Below are 20007 nucleotides of genomic sequence, written 5' to 3'. Positions count from 1 at the left end.
AGGAGCACCGTGGCAACTGGCCGAACTCACCGACCGGCGACCCGCAGCCGAGGCATTCCCGAGGCCACCGTCGCCCGGCTTCCGCTGTATCTGCGTGCACTGACCGCGCTGTCCGAGCGCTCGGTCCCCACGGTCTCCTCCGAGGAACTCGCGGCCGCGGCCGGGGTCAACTCCGCCAAGCTGCGCAAGGACTTTTCCTACCTCGGCTCCTACGGGACCCGCGGTGTCGGCTACGACGTGGAGTATCTCGTCTACCAGATCTCGCGCGAGCTGGGGCTGACGCAGGATTGGCCGGTTGTGATCGTCGGTATCGGTAACCTCGGCGCCGCGCTCGCCAACTACGGCGGCTTCGCCTCCCGCGGCTTCCGGGTCGCCGCGCTGATCGACGCCGACCCGGCCATGGCCGGCAAGCCCGTCGCGGGCATCGGGGTCCAGCACACGGACGAGCTGGAGCACATCATCGAGAGCAACGGCGTCTCGATCGGCGTCATCGCGACGCCGGCCGGGGCCGCCCAGCAGGTCTGCGACCGGCTGGTCGCCGCCGGTGTCACCTCGATCCTCAACTTCGCGCCGACCGTGCTGACCGTCCCCGACGGGGTGGACGTGCGCAAGGTCGACCTGTCGATAGAGCTGCAGATTCTCGCCTTCCACGAGCAGCGCAAGGCGGGCGAGGAGGCCGGGCCCGACGGCGGCGCCCCGGCCGCCGCCGCCCGTGCCGCTGCCGCCGTGGCCGGCGACCGCAAGGGACCTGACGGGGACATGCCCGCCGTGATGCCGGCATGACCCTCCTGGTCGTCGGACTGAGCCATCGCAGCGCGCCGGTGAGCGTGCTGGAGCGGGCCGCGCTCGCCCCCGAGGCGCGCGGCAAGCTGCTGCAGGACGCGGTGTCGGCCGAGCCGGTCACCGAGTCCGCGGTGCTCTCCACCTGCAACCGCATCGAGCTCTACGCCGACGTGGACAAGTTCCACGCCGGTGTCGCCGAGCTCTCCACCCTCCTGGCCCGCCACAGCGGCGCCGGCCTGGAGGAGCTGACCCCTTATCTCTACGTCCACTACGAGGACCGCGCGGTCCACCACCTCTTCTCGGTGGCCTGCGGCCTGGACTCGATGGTCGTCGGCGAGGGCCAGATCCTCGGGCAGATCAAGGACGCGCTGGCCGTCGCCCAGGAGCTGCACACCGCCGGACGGCTGCTGAACGACCTGTTCCAGCAGGCGCTGCGGGTCGGCAAGCGCGCCCACAGCGAGACCGGTATCGACAAGGCCGGGCAGTCGCTGGTCACCTTCGGGCTGGAGCAGCTCGCGGGCGGCCGGGACGTCGAGACCTGGGCGCGCGGCAAGCGGGCGCTGGTCATCGGCGCCGGTTCGATGTCGTCGCTGGCCGCCACCACCCTCGTCCGGGCCGGTGTCGGCGAGCTGGCCGTCGCCAACCGCACCGTCGAGCGCGCCGAGCGGCTCGTGCGGATCCTCAGCGAGCCGGGCGGCCCCGGCGCCGCGAACGGGCTCGCCGCCCGCGCGGCCGCCATGACCTCCGTCCCGGCCGAGCTGGGGCTCGCCGACATCGTCGTCTCCTGTACCGGCGCGACCGGCCTGGTCCTGGCCGGCGAGATGGTCGCGGCCGCACGCGAGGGGAACACGGCGCCGCTGGCGCTGCTGGACCTCGCGATGCCGCGGGACATAGACGCCGCGGTCCACCGGATCGAGGGCGCGCACCTCGTCGACATCGAGTCGCTGGCCGACGCGTCCGCGGACGCGCCGATGGCGGCCGACGTGGACAAGGTGCGCGGCATCGTCTCCGACGAGGTGGCCGCGTTCGGCGCCGCCCAGCGGGCCGCGCACATCACCCCCACCGTGGTGGCCCTGCGCACCATGGCCGCCGATGTCGTCGCCGGTGAGATCGCCCGGCTCGACGGCCGGCTCCCCGACCTGGACGACAAGCAGCGCGCCGAGATCACCCAGACCGTGCGCCGCGTCGTCGACAAACTCCTGCACGCGCCCACTGTCCGGGTCAAGCAGCTCGCCAGCGAGCCCGGCGGCGCCGGGTACGCGGACGCCCTGCGGGAACTCTTCGACCTCGACCCCCAGACGGTCGCCGCCGTCAGCCGGGCCGACACGCGCGCCGACAGGCACGATGCACGGGAGCGGGCATGACCGACAGCACGACGAGAGCACTGCGGCTGGGCACGCGGCGCAGCAAGCTCGCCATGGCCCAGTCCGGGCAGATCGCCGAGGCGGTGCGCGCGCTGACGGGCCGCCCCGTCGAACTGGTGGAGATCACCACCTACGGCGACACCTCCCGTGAGCACCTCGCACAGATCGGCGGCACCGGCGTCTTCGTCTCCGCGCTGCGCGACGCGCTGCTCGCAGGGGAGATCGACTTCGCCGTCCACTCCCTCAAGGACCTGCCCACCACGCAGCCCGACGACCTGACGCTGGCCGCGATACCCGTACGGGAAGACCCCCGGGACGCGCTGATCGCCAGGGACGGGCTCACCTTCGAGCAGCTGACCGCCGACGAGGACCGGGTGGCCCGTATCGGCACCGGCTCGCCCCGGCGGATGGCGCAGCTCAACGCCTGGGCCAGGTCGCTGGGCCGGCGTGTGGAGACCGTGCCGATACGCGGGAACATCGACACCCGCATCGGCTTCGTCGAGAAGGGGGAACTGGACGCGGTCGTACTGGCCGCCGCCGGACTCACCCGGATCGGCCGGATCGACGAGGCGACGCAGCTGCTGTCGCCCGACGTGGTTTTGCCCGCCCCCGGCCAGGGGGCACTGGCGATCGAGTGCGCCGCGGTCAACGTGGACCTCATCGCCCGGCTCGCCGAGCTCGACGACCCGGACACCCGGGCCGCCGTGACCGCCGAGCGTTCCCTGCTCGCCGCCCTGGAGGCCGGCTGTTCCGCACCCGTCGGAGCACTGGCCGACCTTTCCCCAAGCTCTCGACATCGCTCGAGCAGGGGAGGCCCCAAGGCCGACGAGCAGGTTGTCACCGAATTGCATCTGCGCGGTGTCGTCGGCACGACCGACGGCAGCACGCTGGTGCAACTGTCCACCACCGGGCACGTACCCGCCTCTCCCGACGACGCGTCGACCCCGCTGCACATGGGTCGTGAGCTCGCCGCCGAGATGCTCGCAAAGGGTGCGGCCGGTCTTATGGGGGAGCGAGCACTTTGAACCCCACCGCCCCAAACCACTCCGCCTCCGGTCAGGTCACCTTCCTGGGTGCCGGGCCGGGAGACCCGGGTCTGCTGACGCTGCGTGCCGTGGAGGCGCTGGCCTCCGCGGACGTACTGATCGCCGACCCGCAGGTGCTGGACGTCGTGCGCGTGCATGCCCGCGCACAGGTGGACACACCACTGCAGGCATCAGCTGACGAGGCGTCAATCCCCGCCGACGTGCCAGCCCTTCGGGACACCGCCAATCTTGTCATGGCGGCCGCCCGTGCGGGCAAGCGGGTCGTGCGTGCCGTCACCGGGGATCCCGGTCTCGACGGCTACGTCGCCGAGGAGATGCTGGCCTGCGCCGCCGAAGGCATCGTCTTCGAGGTGGTGCCCGGCATCGCCGCGGCCGTCGGCGTGCCCGCGTACGCCGGTGTCCCGCTGCGCGACGCCGAGGGCACCGACGTCCGCTTCATCGATGCCCGCACCGCCGACGCGCGCTGCTGGTCCGAGGTGGGTGCCAGCGACGCCACCGCCGTCGTCTCCACCTCCCTCGACTCGGTGGCCGCGGCCGCCGGGGAGCTGGTGTCGGCCGGCCGCAAGCCGGACACCCCGCTGACCGTCACCGTCGCCGGCACCACCACCCGCCAGCGCACCTGGACCGCCACCCTCGGGTCGGTCGCCCAGGTGCTCAAGGCCGCCAAGGTGCTGCCCTCGCCGGACGGCGGCCAGCCGGTCATAGCCGTGGTCGGTGAGCGCAGTGCCGCGGCCCAGCGCGACCGTCTGTCGTGGTTCGAGTCCAAGCCGCTGTTCGGCTGGCGGGTGCTCGTGCCGCGGACGAAGGAGCAGGCCGCGTCGCTCTCCGACCAGCTCGTGTCGTACGGCGCGGTGCCGCACGAGGTCCCGACCATCGCCGTCGAACCGCCGCGTACCCCGCAGCAGATGGAGCGCGCGGTCAAGGGCCTGGTCACCGGCCGCTACGAGTGGATCGCCTTCACCTCGGTCAACGCCGTCAAGGCCGTCCGGGAGAAGTTCGAGGAGTACGGCCTGGACGCCCGCGCCTTCGCGGGAATCAAGGTCGCCGCGGTCGGCGAGCAGACCGCCAAGGCGCTGGTCGCCTTCGGTGTGAAGCCCGACCTGGTGCCGAGCGGTGAGCAGTCGGCCGCCGGCCTGCTGGAGGACTGGCCGCCCTACGACCCGGTCTTCGACCCGATCGACCGCGTCTTCCTGCCGCGCGCCGACATCGCCACCGAGACCCTGGTCGCCGGGCTGATCGAGCTGGGCTGGGAGGTCGACGACGTCACGGCCTACCGGACCGTGCGCGCCTCGCCGCCGCCGGCCGAGACCCGTGAGGCGATCAAGGGCGGCGGGTTCGACGCCGTGCTGTTCACGTCGTCGAGCACCGTGCGGAACCTGGTCGGTATCGCCGGCAAGCCGCACAACGTGACCGTGATCGCCTGCATCGGCCCGGCCACCGCCAAGACCGCCGAGGAGCACGGGCTGCGGGTGGACGTCATGTCGCCCGAGCCGTCGGTGCACAAGCTGGCCGAGGCCCTCGCGGACTTCGGCGCGGCGCGACGCGACGCCGCGATCGAGTCCGGCGACCCGGTCACCCGCCCCAGCGAGCGGCGACCCGGTGCGCGGAGACGGGCTCGTAGCTGAGCGGATCCGCACCTCGCACGGAACGTAGGAAGGGCGCCTTTCGGGGCGCCCTTCTGCGTTCCGGGCAGTCGGACGGCTGGCTAGTGTGGAGTCACCGAGTGGCAGTTGGGGGAGGGGCGGGCTCGTGAAACCGCAGACGGTCGCGCCGGCGGGCGCGGCAGGAGCGCACTCGGGGACCTTATGGGTGCCCGCGGCGCCGCAGCGCATCGTGGCCGGTCGTGACCGGTACCGGGGGGAAGCATGAGCGGCAGCTACGACGCCCGGGCCGAGGGGGAGGGCCGCATCTACCAAGCCTCCGGCGACCAGCACATCACCGAGCACCACCATCACGGCCCCGACTGGACGGGCCCCGACTCCGTACGCCGTCCCGCGGTCGGCCGGGCTCCGGTTGTCCTGCGCGACCGTGCCGGAGAGATGGACCGCCTGCGTGCCGCCGTCGAACCCGGCGCCGGCAACCGCGTCTACGTCCTCCACGGCATGGGCGGCTGCGGCAAGACCGCCGTCGCCTACACCCTCTTCCATCACGCCACCGGTCGGGCCGGTCGCGTCGGCCTGTGGGTGAACGCCTCCGACCCCGCCTCCTTACGCGCCGGCATGCTTGCCGTCGCAGCCGACCGAGGGGCTTCGGACGGCGAGCTGATGGGAGCGCGCAGCGGGCTGCGCCCCGCCGCCGATCTCGTGTGGCACTACCTCGACCGCTCCGACCGGCCCTGGCTCCTGGTCCTCGACAACGCCGACGCCCCCGCCATCCTCCGCGACGGCGGCTGGCTCCGCACCAGCCCCACCGGCACCGTCGTCGTCACCACCCGGCAGGCGGCGGCTCACTGGTGGCCCGGCGCCGAACTCCTCCAATTCGGCGTGCTCCCACGAGAAGACGCCGCCCTCGTCCTCCGCGACCTGGCACCGCACGCGGGGTCGGTGGAGGACGCAGGGGAGGTCGCCGACCGCCTTGGACGTCTTCCCCTGGCCCTCACCCTCGCCGGCGGATTCCTCGCCCACCAGGTCATCGACCCATGGACCCTCGCCGACTACGGCCGCCGGCTCGACAGCGGCACCGGCCCCGACCCCATCGAACTCCTCGACCAAGGGGCCACGGCCGTCGGCAACGACTCCCGCCACCTGCTCAGCCGCACCTGGCAGCTCTCCCTCGACACCCTCACCGGCCAAGGGCTCCCCGAAGCAGGTCACGTCCTGCGCCTCCTTGCCTGCTGGGCCAACGACCCGCTGCCCCTCGCGATCCTCTCCGGCGCCGAACTCGGGCCCGAACTCCCCGCTTCCCGCGTGGAAACAGCTCTCCGCGGGCTCCTCGACCACTCCCTCACCGAGCTGGTATCCCGCGAGCTCCGCTGCCTGCGCACGCACGGCGTCCTCCTCGACAGCGTCGCCCGCACCACCCCCGCCGGCCAACGGGAGCGGCTCGCCGCCACCGCTTCCCGCCTGCTCCTTGCCGCGCTGCCGGAGGTCCCCGACCGCGGGGCGCAAGAACCCCATGTGACCCTGCTCGCGCCCCATGTGATCGCCCTCCTGCGGAGAGCGGTTGTCTGGGAGACCGGTCGGGCGACAGTGGAAGCCGCGGCGGAATGCGCCCGTCGGCTCGTCGCCGCCGTCCATCTGTCCGGCGACTACTCCGCGGCACACACCCTCGGCAGCGAGGCCGTGGAGCTCGTGTCTCCCCGGCTCGGCAACGACAATGTCCTGGTCATCGGGCTGCGCCAGCGCGTGGGGCACGCTCTTTACCGGCTCGGACGGTTCCAGGAATCCGAAGCGCTCCACCGGCAGGTGCTGGAGGACTGCGAACGGACGCTGGGCCCCGGGGCACCGGAGACCCTGGAAGTCTGCATCAAACTGGCCAGTCCACTCTTCAACCTCGGCCACGACGGAGATGCCGTCTCACTTCTCCGCCGAGCAGCGGAAGGGCGCCACCGGCTGTTCGGGCCCGATCATCCTCTGACGCTTCTCGCGCGGTCGGCTCTCCTGGAACTGACCACGACGCCGGACGAGATTGCCGCGGGGGAAAGTCTGGTCGGTGACTGCCATCGCGTGCTCGGGGAGCATCACTCCATCACGCTCGGGGCGGAACTCGCGTATGCGCGCGCCCTCCGTGTCGCGGGGAGGGCAAAGGATGCCCTCCCCCACGCCCGTGCGGCCTTCGCCGGCTATGTACGACGTTTCGGCCATGAGTACCCCATCGCGTTGAGCGCGCGACTCAACTTGAGTCGCGCGCTGGCTGCACTCGGTCAGTACGGGGAGGCGGTCGAGCATGCGGAGGCCCTTGTCGAGGGCCGGACCAGAACGCTGGGGCCGAAGCATCCCTGGACGATCCAGGCCCGGGAAGAACGGGATCAGTATCGACGTACGCACGGCGGGACCTGAGGCTTTCGCCGGCTCCCTCGCTCCCCTGGTGACGGCGTGCGGGCGCAGGACGGCGCCGACGTGCCGGACGGGCCATGGCCGACTGAGCGTCGGCAAAGGCACGGGCAAAGCGGGCGTAGCGTGGGCGGTATGACGACGTACGGAAGCTTTCCCGGTGCGCGGCCGCGGCGGCTGCGTACCACGCCCGCGATGCGGCGGATGGTGGCCGAGCACCGGCTGCACCCCGCCGACCTGATCCTTCCCGCGTTCGTGCGGGAGGGCATCGGCGAGCCGGTGCCGATCTCCGCGATGCCGGGCGTCGTCCAGCACACCCGCGACACGCTCCGTAAGGCCGCCGCGGAGGCGGTCGACGCCGGGGTCGCCGGGATCATGCTGTTCGGGGTGCCGGAGGACGCCAAGAAGGACGCTGCCGGTACGGCGGGCACCGACCCGGACGGGATCTTGCAGGTCGCCATCCGTGACGTGCGGGACGAGGTCGGCGACGACCTCGTCATCATGTCGGACCTGTGCCTGGACGAGTACACCGATCACGGCCACTGCGGGGTCCTGGACGCCGAGGGGCGGGTCGACAACGACGCGACGCTGGAGCGCTACGCCGAGATGGCGCAGGTCCAGGCCGACGCGGGCGTCCATGTCGTGGCCCCCAGCGGCATGATGGACGGGCAGGTCGGCGTCGCCCGTGACGCGCTCGACCAGACCGGCCACGAGGACGTCTCGATCCTCGCCTACACGGCGAAGTACTCCTCGGCCTTCTACGGGCCCTTCCGGGAGGCCGTCGGCTCGTCGCTCAAGGGCGACCGCAAGACCTACCAGCAGGACCCGGCCAACCTCCGCGAGTCGCTGCGCGAGCTGGCGCTCGACCTGGAGGAGGGCGCCGACATGGTCATGGTCAAGCCGGCGCTGCCGTACCTCGACGTGCTGGCGAAGGTCGCGGAGACGGTGGACGTGCCCGTCGCCGCGTACCAGATCTCGGGTGAGTACGCGATGATCGAGGCGGCCGCCGAGAAGGGCTGGATCGACCGGGACAAGGCGATCCTGGAGGCGCTGACCGGCATCAAGCGGGCCGGTGCCGACATGATCCTCACGTACTGGGCGACGGAGGTCGCGCGGGGGCTGTGAGCCGCCCCGGCCGCCCGCGCCGTTGCCGAAGCTCCCGTCCCGGGCCCCGGGGCGGGAGCTTCGTCGCACGTACCGGGTTTTGTCCGCCGCACGCCGGGCACGGACCGGTTGTCAAGGAAGACCCCGACCGGCAGAGGAGCGGGTAACCATGACTGCCAAGCGCAAGATGCAGGCCAAGGGCGCGCAGGTCATCGGCGCCATGAAGGAAGTCGTCGGCCGGGCCACGCACAACCGCAAGCTGGAGGCGGAGGGCAAGGCCGAGAAGACCGCCGGGCACGGGCTGGACGCGAGCGAGAAGGTCAAGGACGCGGTGCGCAGGCCCTGGCAGCACTGACGCGCCGGCCGATCCGGCCCCGCGGCCCGCTCAGCCGGTGACGGCCTGCGCGAGCACCCGTGTCACGCTCGCGATCAGCGGATCGTCGGCGTCCGCGGCCTGCTCCGTCTTGCCCGTGAGCACGGCCAGCACGATCGGGGTGCCGTCCGGTGTCCAGGCCACCCCCACGTCGTTGCCGGTGCCGTAGGAGCCGGTGCCCGTCTTGTCGGCGACGGTCCAGTCCTCGTCCAGGGCGGCGCGGAAGCGGTTCGTGCTGGTCTCGTTGGCCGTCATCCAGGCCGTCAGCCGGCCCCGGTCCGACGGCGGGAGCGCGTCGCCGACCAGCAGCCGGGCGTAGGCGGTGCCGATGGCGGCGGGGCTGGTGGTGTCCGTCGTCCGCCACGGCTCGGCCGAGTTCAGGTCCGGCTCCCAGCGGTCGAGGCGGGTGGTGCGGTCGCCGAGGGAGCGGGCGAAGGCGGTGACGGCGGCCGGACCGCCGAGTTCGCGCAGCAGGAGGTTGGCGGCCGTGTTGTCGCTGCGCTGGAGGGCGGCGGCGCACAGGCCGGCGACCGTCATGCCGGTGGTGACGTGCTGCTCGGTGACGGGCGAATTGTCGACGAGATCGGCGCCGGTGTAGCGGATGAGGCGGGCCGGCGTCTCCCCGTGGCGGGCGAGGTCGCGCAGCACCGCGGCGACGGCGAGGGTCTTGAAGACCGAGCAGAGGGGGACGCGGGCGTGGGCGCGGTAGGCGACCGTCGCGCCGGTGACGGTGTTGTGGGCGAAGGCGCCGACCCGTGCCCGGTGCGCGTGCTCCAGCCGGCGCAGCGCCGCGTACGGCGTGCGGGCGGTGCGGGACCGCGCGGCCGCGGGCGGGGTGGCGGACGCCAGGAGGCCCGCCGCCAGCAGTCCGGCTCCGGTGCCCAGCGCGGCGCGCCGGGGCGGGCCGCCGGCGGGCGTGGCCGGCCGGCCGCTCTGGTGTGCTGCTCGCTGCATCGCTGCCCCTCCCGTGAGACCTGAACGGCCCCGTACAACACCTGTGGAGTACGGGGCCGTTGTGGCAGGAGCGTAGGCGACGGCGGGACGCGGCGGCGGCCGGACGACGCGCGCGGGTCAGAGCCGCTCGGGCGTCCGGATGCCGAGCAGCGCCATGCCCTGGTGGAGGGTGCGGGCGGTCAGCTCGCACAGGAACAGCCGGTTCGCGATCTGGTCCGGGCCGCCCTCGGCCTTCAGGACCGGGCACTGGTCGTAGAAGGTCGTGAACAGCGAGGCCAGGCCGTAGAGGTACGCGGCGAGCTTGTGCGGCTCGTACGACGCGGCGGCCTCGGCGACGGTCTCGCCGAACTGGTCGAGGTGCAGGCCCAGGGCCCGCTCGGCCGGGGCCAGCGGCAGCTCCGGGTGCGCCGCGGGGGCCGTGTCACCGGCCTTGCGGAAGATCGACCGGATCCGGGCGTAGGCGTACTGGAGGTACACCGACGTGTCGCCGTTCAGCGACACCATCTGGTCCAGGTCGAACTTGTAGTCCCGGCTGGCCGACGTCGACAGGTCCGCGTACTTCACGGCGCCGATGCCGACCTGCGCGCCGTTGCCGGTGATCTCCTCCTCGGTCAGGCCGATCGGCTCGCCCTTCTCCCGGACCACCGCGGTCGCCCGGTCGATGGCCTCGTCGAGCAGGTCCACCAGCCGCACCGTCTCGCCCTCACGGGTCTTGAACGGCTTGCCGTCCTTGCCGAGGACCGTGCCGAAGGCCAGCTGGACGGCATGCGTCTTGTCGTTCAGCCAGCCGGCCCGGCGGGCGGTCTCGAAGACCATCTTGAAGTGCAGCGACTGCCGGGCGTCGACGACGTACAGCAGGGTGTCGGCGGAGAGGTTCTGCACCCGGTCGCGGATCGCGGAGAGGTCGGTGGCGGCGTAGCCGTAGCCGCCGTTGGACTTCTTGACGATCAGCGGGACGGGGTTGCCGTCCGGGCCCTTGACGTCGTCGAAGAACACGCAGAGGGCGCCCTCGGAGCGCACCGCGACGCCGGACTCCTCCAGCAGCCGGCAGGTCTCCTCCAGCATGTCGTTGTAGCCGGACTCGCCGACGACGTCGGGGTCCTGGATGTCCATGTCCAGCTTGTTGAAGACGGAGTAGAAGTAGATCTTCGACTCGTCGACGAACCGCTGCCACAGGGCCCGCGTCTCCGCGTCGCCGGCCTGGAGGTCGACGACCCGCTGCCGGGCCCGCTCCTTGAACTCCTCGTCGGAGTCGAAGAGCGCGCGCGACGCCTTGTAGAGCCGGTTGAGGTTCGACATGGCCTCCTCGCCGGAGACCTCGCCGCCCTTGTGGTCCAGCTCGTGCGGGTGCTCGATGAGGAACTGGATGAGCATGCCGAACTGGGTGCCCCAGTCGCCGATGTGGTGCCTGCGGATCACCTTCTCGCCGGTGAACTCCAGGATCTCGACCATCGCCGCGCCGATCACCGCGGACCGCAGGTGGCCGACGTGCATCTCCTTCGCCACGTTCGGCTGGGCGTAGTCGATGACGGTCGTCCCGGCGCCGGCGGCGTACGGCACGCCCAGCCGGTCGTCGGCGGCGCGCTCGGCGAGGGTCTTGATGATCGCCTCGTCGGCGATGGTGATGTTGAGGAAGCCGGGGCCGGAGACCTCGATCTCCTTGATCACCGCGCCGCTGTCGCCCGTCGGGATGCCGGCGACCACCTGGGCGGCCAGCTCCCGCGGGTTGCCCTTGAGCTTCTTGGCGAGCGCCAGCATGCCGTTGGCCTGGAAATCCGCCCGGTCGCTTCGGCGCAGCAGCGGGTCGGCGGTGCCGGCCTCCGGCAGGGCTGCCGAGAGGGCGTCCGCGACGCGCTGGTGGACCGAAGCTGCGAGAGAAGTGACCGAGGCCATGGAAAGAGCTCTCTTCCAGAGGGAGGTGTCGTCGGAGGGGAAAGGGTTTGCCAATGAGTATCCCACGGCACTACCACTGATTTTTCGTCTGGGAGAATGGGCACCGTCAGGCTTTTGGGCGTCGAACGCGCAAGACGGCGCAATAAGGATCATCAGGAAGAGGAAGGCCGATCGTGGCTCAGCAGAGCACCGAGACCGACTGGGTCTCCAGGTTCGCGGACGAGGTCATTGCCGAGGCGGAGCGCCGCGCCCCGGGCAAACCGGTCGTCTGCGCCTCGGGCCTGAGCCCGTCCGGCCCGATCCACCTCGGCAACCTCCGCGAGGTCATGACCCCGCACCTCGTCGCCGATGAGATCCGCCGCCGCGGCTACGAGGTCCGTCACCTCATCTCGTGGGACGACTACGACCGCTACCGCAAGGTTCCGGACGGCGTCGCGGGCGTCGACAAGGAGGCCTGGGCCGAGCACATCGGCAAGCCGCTGACCGCGGTGCCGGCCCCGGCCGGTTCGGCGTACCCGAACTGGGCGGAGCACTTCAAGGCCGCCATGGCCGAGGCGCTCGCCGAGCTGGGGGTCGAGTACGACGGCATCAGCCAGACCGCGCAGTACACCTCCGGCGTCTACCGCGAGCAGATCCTGCACGCGATGAAGCACCGCGCGGACATCGACGCGATCCTCGGCCAGTACCGCACGAAGAAGGCCCCGGCCAAGAAGTCGCAGAAGCCCGTCGACGAGGCCGAGCTGGAGGCCGCCGAGGGCTCGGGCGCGGCCGCCGAGGACGACGGCAGCGGCGGCTCGGCCGGCTACTTCCCGTACAAGCCCTACTGCGGGCAGTGCGAGAAGGACCTGACCACGGTCACCTCCTACGACGACGAGACCACCGAGCTCGCCTACACCTGCACCGCGTGCGGCTTCGGCGAAACGGTCCGGCTGAGCGAGTTCAACCGCGGCAAGCTGGTCTGGAAGGTCGACTGGCCGATGCGGTGGGCCTACGAGGGCGTGATCTTCGAGCCGTCCGGTGTCGACCACTCCTCGCCGGGCTCGTCCTTCGTCGTCGGCGGCCAGATCGTCCGGCAGATCTTCGACGGCGCGCAGCCCATCGGGCCCATGTACGCCTTCGTCGGCATCAGCGGCATGGCCAAGATGTCGTCGTCGCGCGGCGGGGTGCCGACCCCCGGCGACGCGCTGAAGATCATGGAGGCGCCGCTGCTGCGCTGGCTGTACGCCCGCCGCAAGCCCAACCAGTCCTTCAAGATCGCCTTCGACCAGGAGATCCAGCGGCTCTACGACGAGTGGGACAAGCTGGAGGCCAAGGTCGCGGACGACACGGCGCTGCCGGCCGACGCCGCGGCGTACTCCCGCGCGGCCCGCACCGCCGCCGGCGAGCTGCCCCGCACCCCGCGCCCGCTGCCGTACCGCACGCTCGCCTCGGTCGCGGACATCACCGCGGGCCACGACGAGCAGACGCTGCGCATCCTGAGCGAGCTGGACCCGGACAACCCCGTCACCTCGCTGGAGGAGACCCGGCCGCGGCTGGCCAAGGCCGAGTACTGGATCAACACCCAGGTCCCGGCCGAGCAGCGCACCATCGTCCGCGGCGAGCCCGACGAGGAGCTGCTCGGCACCCTCGACGAGCAGGCCCGCGGTTCGCTGCGGCTGCTGCTCGACGGCCTCGACGAGCACTGGTCGCTGGACGGCCTGACCACCCTGGTCTACGGCGTCCCGAAGGTCCAGGCGGGCCTGGAGCCGGACGCCAAGCCGACCCCGGAGCTGAAGGTCGCGCAGCGGGCCTTCTTCGCCCTGCTCTACAACCTGCTGGTGGGCCGGGACACCGGTCCGCGGCTGCCCACCCTGCTGCTGGCCGTCGGCGCCGACCGGGTGCGCAAGCTGCTCGGCGGATGACGGGCCGTCGGAGCGCCGTTGCCGTGGAGTCGTAGACACCCCGGTGTGGTCTCCGACCGAGGGATGAGAAGGGTTCGGCCCCGGGAACGAGGACTCCCGGGGCCGGACCCTTCACGCTGGAGCCATGAGGGGAATCTTAGGTTTCGTCATCATGATCCAGGGCGTCATGGGATTCATCGGTCAGGTCTTCTTCGACCACGCCTGGGGACTTCTGCCGCACTGGTTCGATCTGCCGTCGGTCGCCTATGCCGGCCTCTTCGCGGCCGGTGCGGCGCTGGCCGTATGGGGGGACGTGGACACCAAGCGCAAGGCGAAGCAGGGGAAGCAGACGGGGGCCGGGGCGGTCTAGGGGGCGTTCGGCGGGGAGGGGCCAAGCGGCCGACGCCGACGCCGCGCAGGCACAGCGGTTCGGGCACCTGCCTCGACGGCCGGTCCTCCCGGCGGGTGGTCTTCCCGACGGGCGGCCGGCCGTTCCGCGTTCGCGGTCACGTCAGTGCTGTCACTTCTCCTCGATGCCCAGGAGCCGGTTGCCCGCCACCGCCTCCTCGCCCACTGCCTCCGGAACCCGCCGACGAACGCCGCTCATGAACGAAGCCACGGGTATGCGGTACAGCCCGGATTTTCCGGTCCCCGCCCGCTCGGGTCATTCGGGGGGCACGTGCCCGTGCCGGGGGAAGTGCAGTCGCGGCCGGAGGCATCGGGGCAGGGTGCGCCGGGCAGTTGCGATGCCGAGGCCGCTGCGCTGCCGGGCGCGCTCGCTGACGCTGCTGGTGCCACACCTAGCGCGATCGACGTGGAAACGGCTGCGGCCAGAAGTAGTTGCGTGATGATTCGGAACATACTGTCACCTCAAAACTCGCTGCTTCCGCTCGGCTTCGACCAGCGGCTGCTGGGCCACGGGAGCGAGGCGTCGTCTTGAGGAGAGAGAGTGCTGCTTTGCCTAAGACGAAGCGTCACTCCTCGCGCGGGGGCAAGTGATCGCTCGTCGGCAACCCCCTTCCATTCTGGTTTCCGGTCGAGGACTTCGCCACCGGGCGGGATACGGCAAGGGCACTGACACGCTGCCGTGCACCGGACACCCGGTCTGCGAGGTGCCCGGCGGGTGCGTCACGCGATGTGCTCGTCCATCAGCTCCGCGTTGAGGCGGTCGCTGAACTGGTCCATGCGGCGGTTCAGGTCCCGCGACCGCAGCCGGATCCCGTACTGGGCCTCCAGGTTCGCCGCGAACGCGCCCGGGGTCGGCATGCCTTCGCCCTCTATCGAGTGGCGGAACACCTGGTAGAGGTCCTCGTCGGTCGGGGCCGCGGCCGGTGCCGGAGCGGGCTGCGGCCCCGCCTGCGGGGTGCCCTTGCCGAGCGGGCGCGTCCCACCTGCACCGTTCGGCACCGGGACCTGTGGCTCGGGCTCCGGCGGGCGCGGCGCGGGTACCGGGGCCTGCTCGTGCGCCGGCACCTGCTGGTGCTCGTCGGACGAGGCTCGATGCTCCTGTTCGGGGAGGTACGCCGGGTCGTAGTCGCCCCGGTACGTCACCTGCTGCGGGGCCGCGAACCACTGGCTCGGCAACTCCTCGGCCCCGGCCGGTTCCTGGGCCCTCGGCTCCGGCTCCTGCTCCGGCCCCTGGGCCTTCGGCTCCACGGCGGGTGTCATCAACTGCCGTGGCGCCGGCAGCAGCTGTGGTTCGATGCCCGCGGCGGCAAGCCCCGCCGGAGCGGTCTCCGCCAGCGGCACCCCGTAGCGCGCGAGCCGCAGCGGCATCAGGGACTCCACGGGAGCCTTGCGGCGCCAGCTCCGCCCGAACCGCGAACGCAGGCGTGCCTGGTACACGAGCCGTTCCTGCTCCAGCTTGATCACCGCGTCGTAGGACCGCAGCTCCCACAGCTTCATCCGCCGCCACAACAGGAACGTCGGGACGGGCGCCAGCAGCCAGCGCGTGAGGCGCACGCCCTCCATGTGCTTGTCCGCCGTGATGTCGGCGATCCGCCCGACGGCGTGCCGGGCGGCCTCGACGGTGACGACGAACAGCACCGGAATGACGGCATGCATGCCCATGCCCAGCGGATCGGACGCCGCCGCGGCGTTGAACGCCACCGTCGCGACCGTCAGCAGCCACGCCGTCTGCCGCAGCAGCGGGAAGGGCATGCGGATCCAGGTCAGCAGCAGATCCAGGGCCAGCAGCACGCAGATGCCCGCGTCGATGCCGAGCGGGAAGAAGTAGGCGAAGGTGCCGAAGCCCTTCTTCAGGGCGAGTTCGCGCACGGCCGCGTAGGAGCCGGCGAAGCCGATGGCGGCGATGGCCACCGCGCCGGTGATGACCACGCCGATGAGTATCCGGTGTGTGCGTGTCAGCTTCAGTGGCGCGGCCACCCGAGGACCCCTCCCAGTCGGTCTGTTGCGAGCGACAGCCTGGCACATGCCGGCGGGCGGACGTGTGCCGGTACGGGCGGAGCCCGGTGAAGGCCCCTGGGCGGCGGCCCGGAGCCCGGGCCGAGACGGGCCCGGGCGCTGGGGGTTCGGTCAGCTGTTGGCCTTGGCGGCGGCGGTGACCGCTTCCTTGGCGGCGGCCTGGGTCTGCTTGAGCAGGTCGGCGCTCTTGGGGGCGTCCGCGCCGGCCAGGCCCGCGCCGTTGTAGTTGATCGTCACGACGATGTTGGCGGTCCGGGCGACGACGGTGGTGTTCTTGAAGTTGGTGCCGTCGCGCTTCACGTCATAGGTGATCGCGGTCGCCTCGTCGCCGGTGCCGGAGGTCCGGACGGTCGAGAGCTTCTTGGCGCCCTTGGTGGCCTTCGCCTCGGCTATCTGCTTGGTGGCGAAGTCCGTGGCGCGCTTGTCGCCGCTGCCGACGCCCGGGTCGGAGTCGTAGCGCTGGTAGCCGATGTCCAGCCAGCGCCACTGGGTGCCGTCGACGCCCTTCTCGTCCGAGCTGGTCCACGAGCAGGTGCCGTGGGAGGCGTTGTCCGTGGACTTGCCGCGGTCCCCGGAGGCGTCCTTCGCCTTGGGCAGCATCTTCTTGATGGTGTCCTTGGAGAACGCCTCGCACGGGTTCGGCAGCGTCTTGAACTTCGCGGGTGCGACGGTCGGCGACGGCTTGGCGCTGCTGGAGGCGGCGGAGGAGGCGTCACCGGAGCTGTCGCTGTCCGAGCCGGAGCAGCCGGCGACGAGCAGCACCGGTACTGCTGCGCAGGTGAGAAGGCTGGCGAGTCGCTTGGCTGAACGGTGCATGGTTCCTTCGCTGTTCGTCGTCGTCTTGTCGGCGGGCACGGCCGGGGGTGGTGGCCGTGGGACCCGCCCCGCCTCGCGTACGGGGCAGGGCTAGACGGCACGGTACGCGGCGTGGCGAGGTGGGTGACCGATTCATGTCGATGAGCGCACCGGGTGAATCGGCCGTTTCCCGCCCGGGACCGGCAAAGCGGTCAATAGGCCCGAACCGGACTATTCGCTGAGGCTGTCGGTCAGCTCGGTGGCCAGCGAACGGGCCTTGTCCTGCAGTTCCTGGCTGTCCGGCAACATCGACTTGTCCGTGGACCACTGGTCGTAGGTGAGCTGCACGATGACGTTCGACGTGCGAAAGACCACAGTGACGTCACGGTGCACTCCGGAGTCCGCTGTGACCAATTTGTCATTGAGGAAGGCCGCGTCACCGAGGTCGTCCAGGACGCGCGGGGCGGTGGAGCCGTCGGGGTCCGTGCTCGGGCCGGACGCCTGCGAGGGGCTCCCGGAGGGGGCCTTGCCCACACTGTCCGAGGAGCTCTTGCCCTTCGCGTCCTTGTCCTTCGAGCCGTTCGCGACGGCTCCTTCGCCCTTGTCCTTGCCCTTGGAGGCGGACGGGGACGGGGCGGCGGGCGAGGGGGAGCCGGCGCCGCCGGACGGTATCTGCGCGGCCAGCTCCTTCTTGTCGTAGATCCCCTGCGCCTTGTCGTCGTCGCTGACGGCGGAGTCGTAGGAGACCACGCGCTGGATGTCCAGGCTCAGGTGGCGGGTGCCCGCGGTCGTCTCGCGGGTCCAGTGGCAGCCGACGCGGCGGTCGGTGTCATAGGTGATGTCGGCCTGGCCGCCGTAGATCTTCTTGGCGTCGGCGCTCGACAGGGGCTGGCCGTCGCCGGGCAGCATGCCGCGGATGGCGCGGCGCGAGGGCAGTCCGCAGGCCTCCGGCAGGGTCTGGTAGCGGCCCGGCTCGGCCGCCTGGCTCGACGAGGCGGCGGTGCCGCCCTTGGCGTCGGCGGCGCTGCCGTCGGGGCCGGAGTCGTCGCTGCAGCCGGCGAGACCGGCGGCCAGCGCCACGGCCACGACCAGTGCGGCACCGGGTGTGAACGGCTTCCGTGGCATCGTTCGCGGCTCCTTCCCCTGTGAAATGCGGTTGCCGCCGGTCGGCGGCCGATGGACACAATGTCTATCGCACGTCTTGCCGCAAACGCCGGTTCGCCGTCCAAGATCGGATAAATTGTCCGGCTTTTGCGTTTTTCATAAATTCGGGGGAATGGGGAAGTCATGTCGTACGTCGAGGTGCCCGGCGCGCAGGTGCCGATCCGGATGTGGACGGATCCGGCCACGGTCGAGGGCGTCGCGATGCAGCAGCTGCGCAATGTCGCCACCCTGCCGTGGATCAAGGGCCTCGCCGTGATGCCGGACGTCCACTACGGCAAGGGCGCCACGGTCGGTTCGGTGATCGCCATGCACGGCGCGGTCTGCCCGGCGGCGGTCGGTGTGGACATCGGCTGCGGGATGAGCGCGGTCAAGACCTCGCTCACCGCGAACGACCTGCCCGGCGACCTCTCCCGGCTCCGCTCGAAGATCGAGCAGGCGATTCCGGTGGGGCGCGGGATGCACGACGATCCGGTCGACCCGGGACGGCTGCACGGCTACCCGACGGCGGGATGGGGAGACTTCTGGTCGCGGTTCGACGGGGTGGCCGACGCGGTCAAGTTCCGTCAGGAGCGCGCCACGAAGCAGATGGGTTCGCTGGGCAGCGGCAACCACTTCATCGAGTTCTGCCTCGACGACACCGGCGCGGTCTGGCTGATGCTGCACTCCGGCTCCCGGAACATCGGCAAGGAGCTCGCCGAGTTCCACATGGGGCAGGCGCAGAAGCTGCCGCACAACCAGGGCCTGGTCGACCGCGACCTCGCCGTCTTCATCGCGGACACCCCGCCGATGGCGGCGTACCGCAACGACCTGTTCTGGGCGCAGGAGTACGCCAAGCACAACCGGGCCGTGATGATGGCGCTCTTCCAGGACGTCGTCCGCAAGGAGTTCAGCAAGGCCAGGCCGACGTTCGAGCCGGTGATCTCCTGCCACCACAACTATGTGGCGGAGGAGCGGTACGACGGCATGGACCTGCTGGTGACCCGTAAGGGCGCGATCCGGGCGGGCAGCGGCGAGTACGGCATCATCCCGGGCTCCATGGGCACCGGCTCGTACATCGTCAGGGGACTGGGCAACGCCGCGTCCTTCAACTCCGCCTCCCACGGCGCCGGCCGCAAGATGAGCCGGAACGCCGCGAAGAAGCGGTTCTCCACCCGGGACCTGGAGGACCAGACGCGGGGTGTGGAGTGCCGTAAGGACTCCGGTGTGGTGGACGAGATCCCCGGCGCCTACAAGCCGATCGAGAAGGTCATCGACCAGCAGCGGGACCTGGTCGAGGTCGTGGCCAAGCTCAAGCAGGTGGTGTGTGTGAAGGGCTGAGCGGGAGTTCGGCGGGCTGATACCCGGGGCGGTCCGGCGCGGTGTGCGCCGGGCCGCCCTTGGTGCGTGGCGGGCCGCTCCTTGTGCGTGGGCGGGGGCGGGACTCCGGGCGGGCCCCGGAGTCCCGCGCGCCGGGTCGCGCGTCCGGGGGCTCAGGTGGTGCGGTGCACCTTGGAGTTGGAGGCCTGGGCGCGGGGGCGGACCACCAGCAGGTCGACGTTGACGTGGGAGGGGCGGGTGATCGCCCAGGTGATGGTGTCGGCGACGTCCTCCGCGCTCAGCGGCCGGTCGACGCCCTCGTAGACCTTGGCGGCCTTGGTGGTGTCGCCGCGGAAGCGGGTGGTGGCGAACTCGTCGGTCTTGACCATGCCCGGGGCGACCTCGATGACGCGCACCGGCTCGCCGCACAGCTCCAGACGGAGCGTCTCGGCGATGACATGGGCACCGTGCTTGGCGGCGACATAACCGCCGCCGCCCTCGTACGTGCCGTGGCCGGCGGTGGAGGAGAGCACGACGACCGTGCCGTCGCCGGAGGCGGTGAGGGCGGGCAGCAGCGCCTGGGTCATGTGGAGCACGCCCAGCACGTTGACCTCGTACATGGCGCGCCAGTCGGCGGGGTCGCCGGTGGCCACCGGCTCCGCGCCGTAGGCCCCGCCGGCGTTGTTGACCAGGACGTCGATCGAGGGGTAGCGGTCGAGCGCGGCCGCGAAGGCGTCGACGGCGGCGCGGTCGGTGACGTCGAGCGCGTGGGCCTCGGCGTTCGGCAGCTCGGCGGCGAGCGCCTCGATCCGGTCCTTGCGGCGGGCGGTGAGCACCACGCGGTAGCCGGCGGCGGCCAGTGCGCGCGCGGTGGCGGCTCCGATGCCGCTGCTCGCTCCGGTGACGACGGCGGTACGGGCCTCGGCGGTCATGACACTC

General features: G+C 71.5%; 16 protein-coding genes. 10 read left to right on the top strand and 6 right to left on the bottom strand.

Translation table 11 applies throughout. From position 1 onward, the window contains the following. Nucleotides 1–9: 9 nt before the first annotated feature. From AB0411_RS31185 to AB0411_RS31155, 7 genes are all read left to right on the top strand, one after another. Nucleotides 10–783, top strand: a complete 774-nt coding sequence (locus AB0411_RS31185; protein ID WP_366420618.1) for a redox-sensing transcriptional repressor Rex — start codon at nucleotides 10–12, stop codon at nucleotides 781–783. Continuing rightward, nucleotides 780–2147: a glutamyl-tRNA reductase gene (locus AB0411_RS31180; RefSeq protein WP_366420617.1), complete on the top strand. Its 1368-nt coding sequence runs from the start codon at nucleotides 780–782 to the stop codon at nucleotides 2145–2147. The genes AB0411_RS31185 and AB0411_RS31180 overlap by 4 nt, the downstream gene beginning before the upstream one ends. Then, nucleotides 2144–3172 (top strand): hydroxymethylbilane synthase, encoded by a 1029-nt coding sequence (hemC, locus tag AB0411_RS31175; protein WP_366420616.1) that lies wholly within the window; start codon nucleotides 2144–2146, stop codon nucleotides 3170–3172. The genes AB0411_RS31180 and hemC overlap by 4 nt, the downstream gene beginning before the upstream one ends. Next, nucleotides 3169–4818, top strand: coding sequence for a bifunctional uroporphyrinogen-III C-methyltransferase/uroporphyrinogen-III synthase (locus AB0411_RS31170; RefSeq protein ID WP_366420615.1), 1650 nt, complete (start codon nucleotides 3169–3171; stop codon nucleotides 4816–4818). The genes hemC and AB0411_RS31170 overlap by 4 nt, the downstream gene beginning before the upstream one ends. Nucleotides 4819–5058: 240 nt before the next feature. Beyond that, on the top strand, nucleotides 5059–7191 hold the full coding sequence (locus tag AB0411_RS31165; RefSeq protein ID WP_366420614.1) for a tetratricopeptide repeat protein: 2133 nt from the start codon (nucleotides 5059–5061) through the stop codon (nucleotides 7189–7191). Between the two features lie 129 nt (nucleotides 7192–7320). Next, nucleotides 7321–8310: a porphobilinogen synthase gene (gene hemB / locus AB0411_RS31160; RefSeq protein WP_366420613.1), complete on the top strand. Its 990-nt coding sequence runs from the start codon at nucleotides 7321–7323 to the stop codon at nucleotides 8308–8310. Nucleotides 8311–8458: 148 nt separating this feature from the next. Next, entirely contained in the window at nucleotides 8459–8644 is a 186-nt protein-coding gene (locus AB0411_RS31155; RefSeq protein ID WP_336054505.1) for a CsbD family protein, read from the top strand. 30 nt (nucleotides 8645–8674) lie between these two features. Here the strand turns inward: AB0411_RS31155 and bla are convergent, their stop codons facing one another. Continuing rightward, nucleotides 8675–9616 (bottom strand): class A beta-lactamase, encoded by a 942-nt coding sequence (bla, locus tag AB0411_RS31150; RefSeq protein ID WP_366420612.1) that lies wholly within the window; start codon nucleotides 9614–9616, stop codon nucleotides 8675–8677. Nucleotides 9617–9733: 117 nt separating this feature from the next. Beyond that, the gene (gene argS / locus AB0411_RS31145) at nucleotides 9734–11509 is read right to left on the bottom strand and encodes an arginine--tRNA ligase (RefSeq protein WP_366420611.1); all 1776 of its coding nucleotides are present in this window, start codon (nucleotides 11507–11509) and stop codon (nucleotides 9734–9736) included. A 173-nt stretch (nucleotides 11510–11682) separates the two neighbouring features. Between argS and lysS the strand changes: the two genes are divergently transcribed. Then, complete coding sequence (gene lysS / locus AB0411_RS31140; protein ID WP_366420610.1) at nucleotides 11683–13410, top strand: lysine--tRNA ligase; 1728 nt, start codon at nucleotides 11683–11685, stop codon at nucleotides 13408–13410. A gap of 124 nt (nucleotides 13411–13534) precedes the next feature. After that, complete coding sequence (locus tag AB0411_RS31135) at nucleotides 13535–13759, top strand: hypothetical protein (protein WP_366420609.1); 225 nt, start codon at nucleotides 13535–13537, stop codon at nucleotides 13757–13759. 758 nt (nucleotides 13760–14517) lie between these two features. Here the strand turns inward: AB0411_RS31135 and AB0411_RS31130 are convergent. The 3 genes from AB0411_RS31130 to AB0411_RS31120 form a co-directional block, all read right to left on the bottom strand. Beyond that, nucleotides 14518–15774 (bottom strand): DUF2637 domain-containing protein, encoded by a 1257-nt coding sequence (locus AB0411_RS31130; RefSeq protein WP_366420608.1) that lies wholly within the window; start codon nucleotides 15772–15774, stop codon nucleotides 14518–14520. Between the two features lie 150 nt (nucleotides 15775–15924). Continuing rightward, nucleotides 15925–16629: a DUF3558 domain-containing protein gene (locus AB0411_RS31125; RefSeq protein WP_366420607.1), complete on the bottom strand. Its 705-nt coding sequence runs from the start codon at nucleotides 16627–16629 to the stop codon at nucleotides 15925–15927. Between the two features lie 210 nt (nucleotides 16630–16839). Beyond that, nucleotides 16840–17733, bottom strand: coding sequence for a hypothetical protein (locus AB0411_RS31120; RefSeq protein WP_366420606.1), 894 nt, complete (start codon nucleotides 17731–17733; stop codon nucleotides 16840–16842). A 162-nt stretch (nucleotides 17734–17895) separates the two neighbouring features. Between AB0411_RS31120 and AB0411_RS31115 the strand changes: the two genes are divergently transcribed. After that, entirely contained in the window at nucleotides 17896–19089 is a 1194-nt protein-coding gene (locus tag AB0411_RS31115; protein WP_366420605.1) for an RtcB family protein, read from the top strand. Between the two features lie 152 nt (nucleotides 19090–19241). Here AB0411_RS31115 and AB0411_RS31110 read toward each other — a convergent pair whose 3' ends face one another. Then, nucleotides 19242–20000: an SDR family oxidoreductase gene (locus tag AB0411_RS31110; RefSeq protein WP_366420604.1), complete on the bottom strand. Its 759-nt coding sequence runs from the start codon at nucleotides 19998–20000 to the stop codon at nucleotides 19242–19244. Nucleotides 20001–20007: the final 7 nt, after the last annotated feature.

The organism is Streptomyces angustmyceticus (genome assembly GCF_040701845.1).
Classification (GTDB): Bacteria; Actinomycetota; Actinomycetes; order Streptomycetales; family Streptomycetaceae; genus Streptomyces; species Streptomyces angustmyceticus_A.
This window is presented reverse-complemented; position numbering and strand designations above follow the sequence as displayed.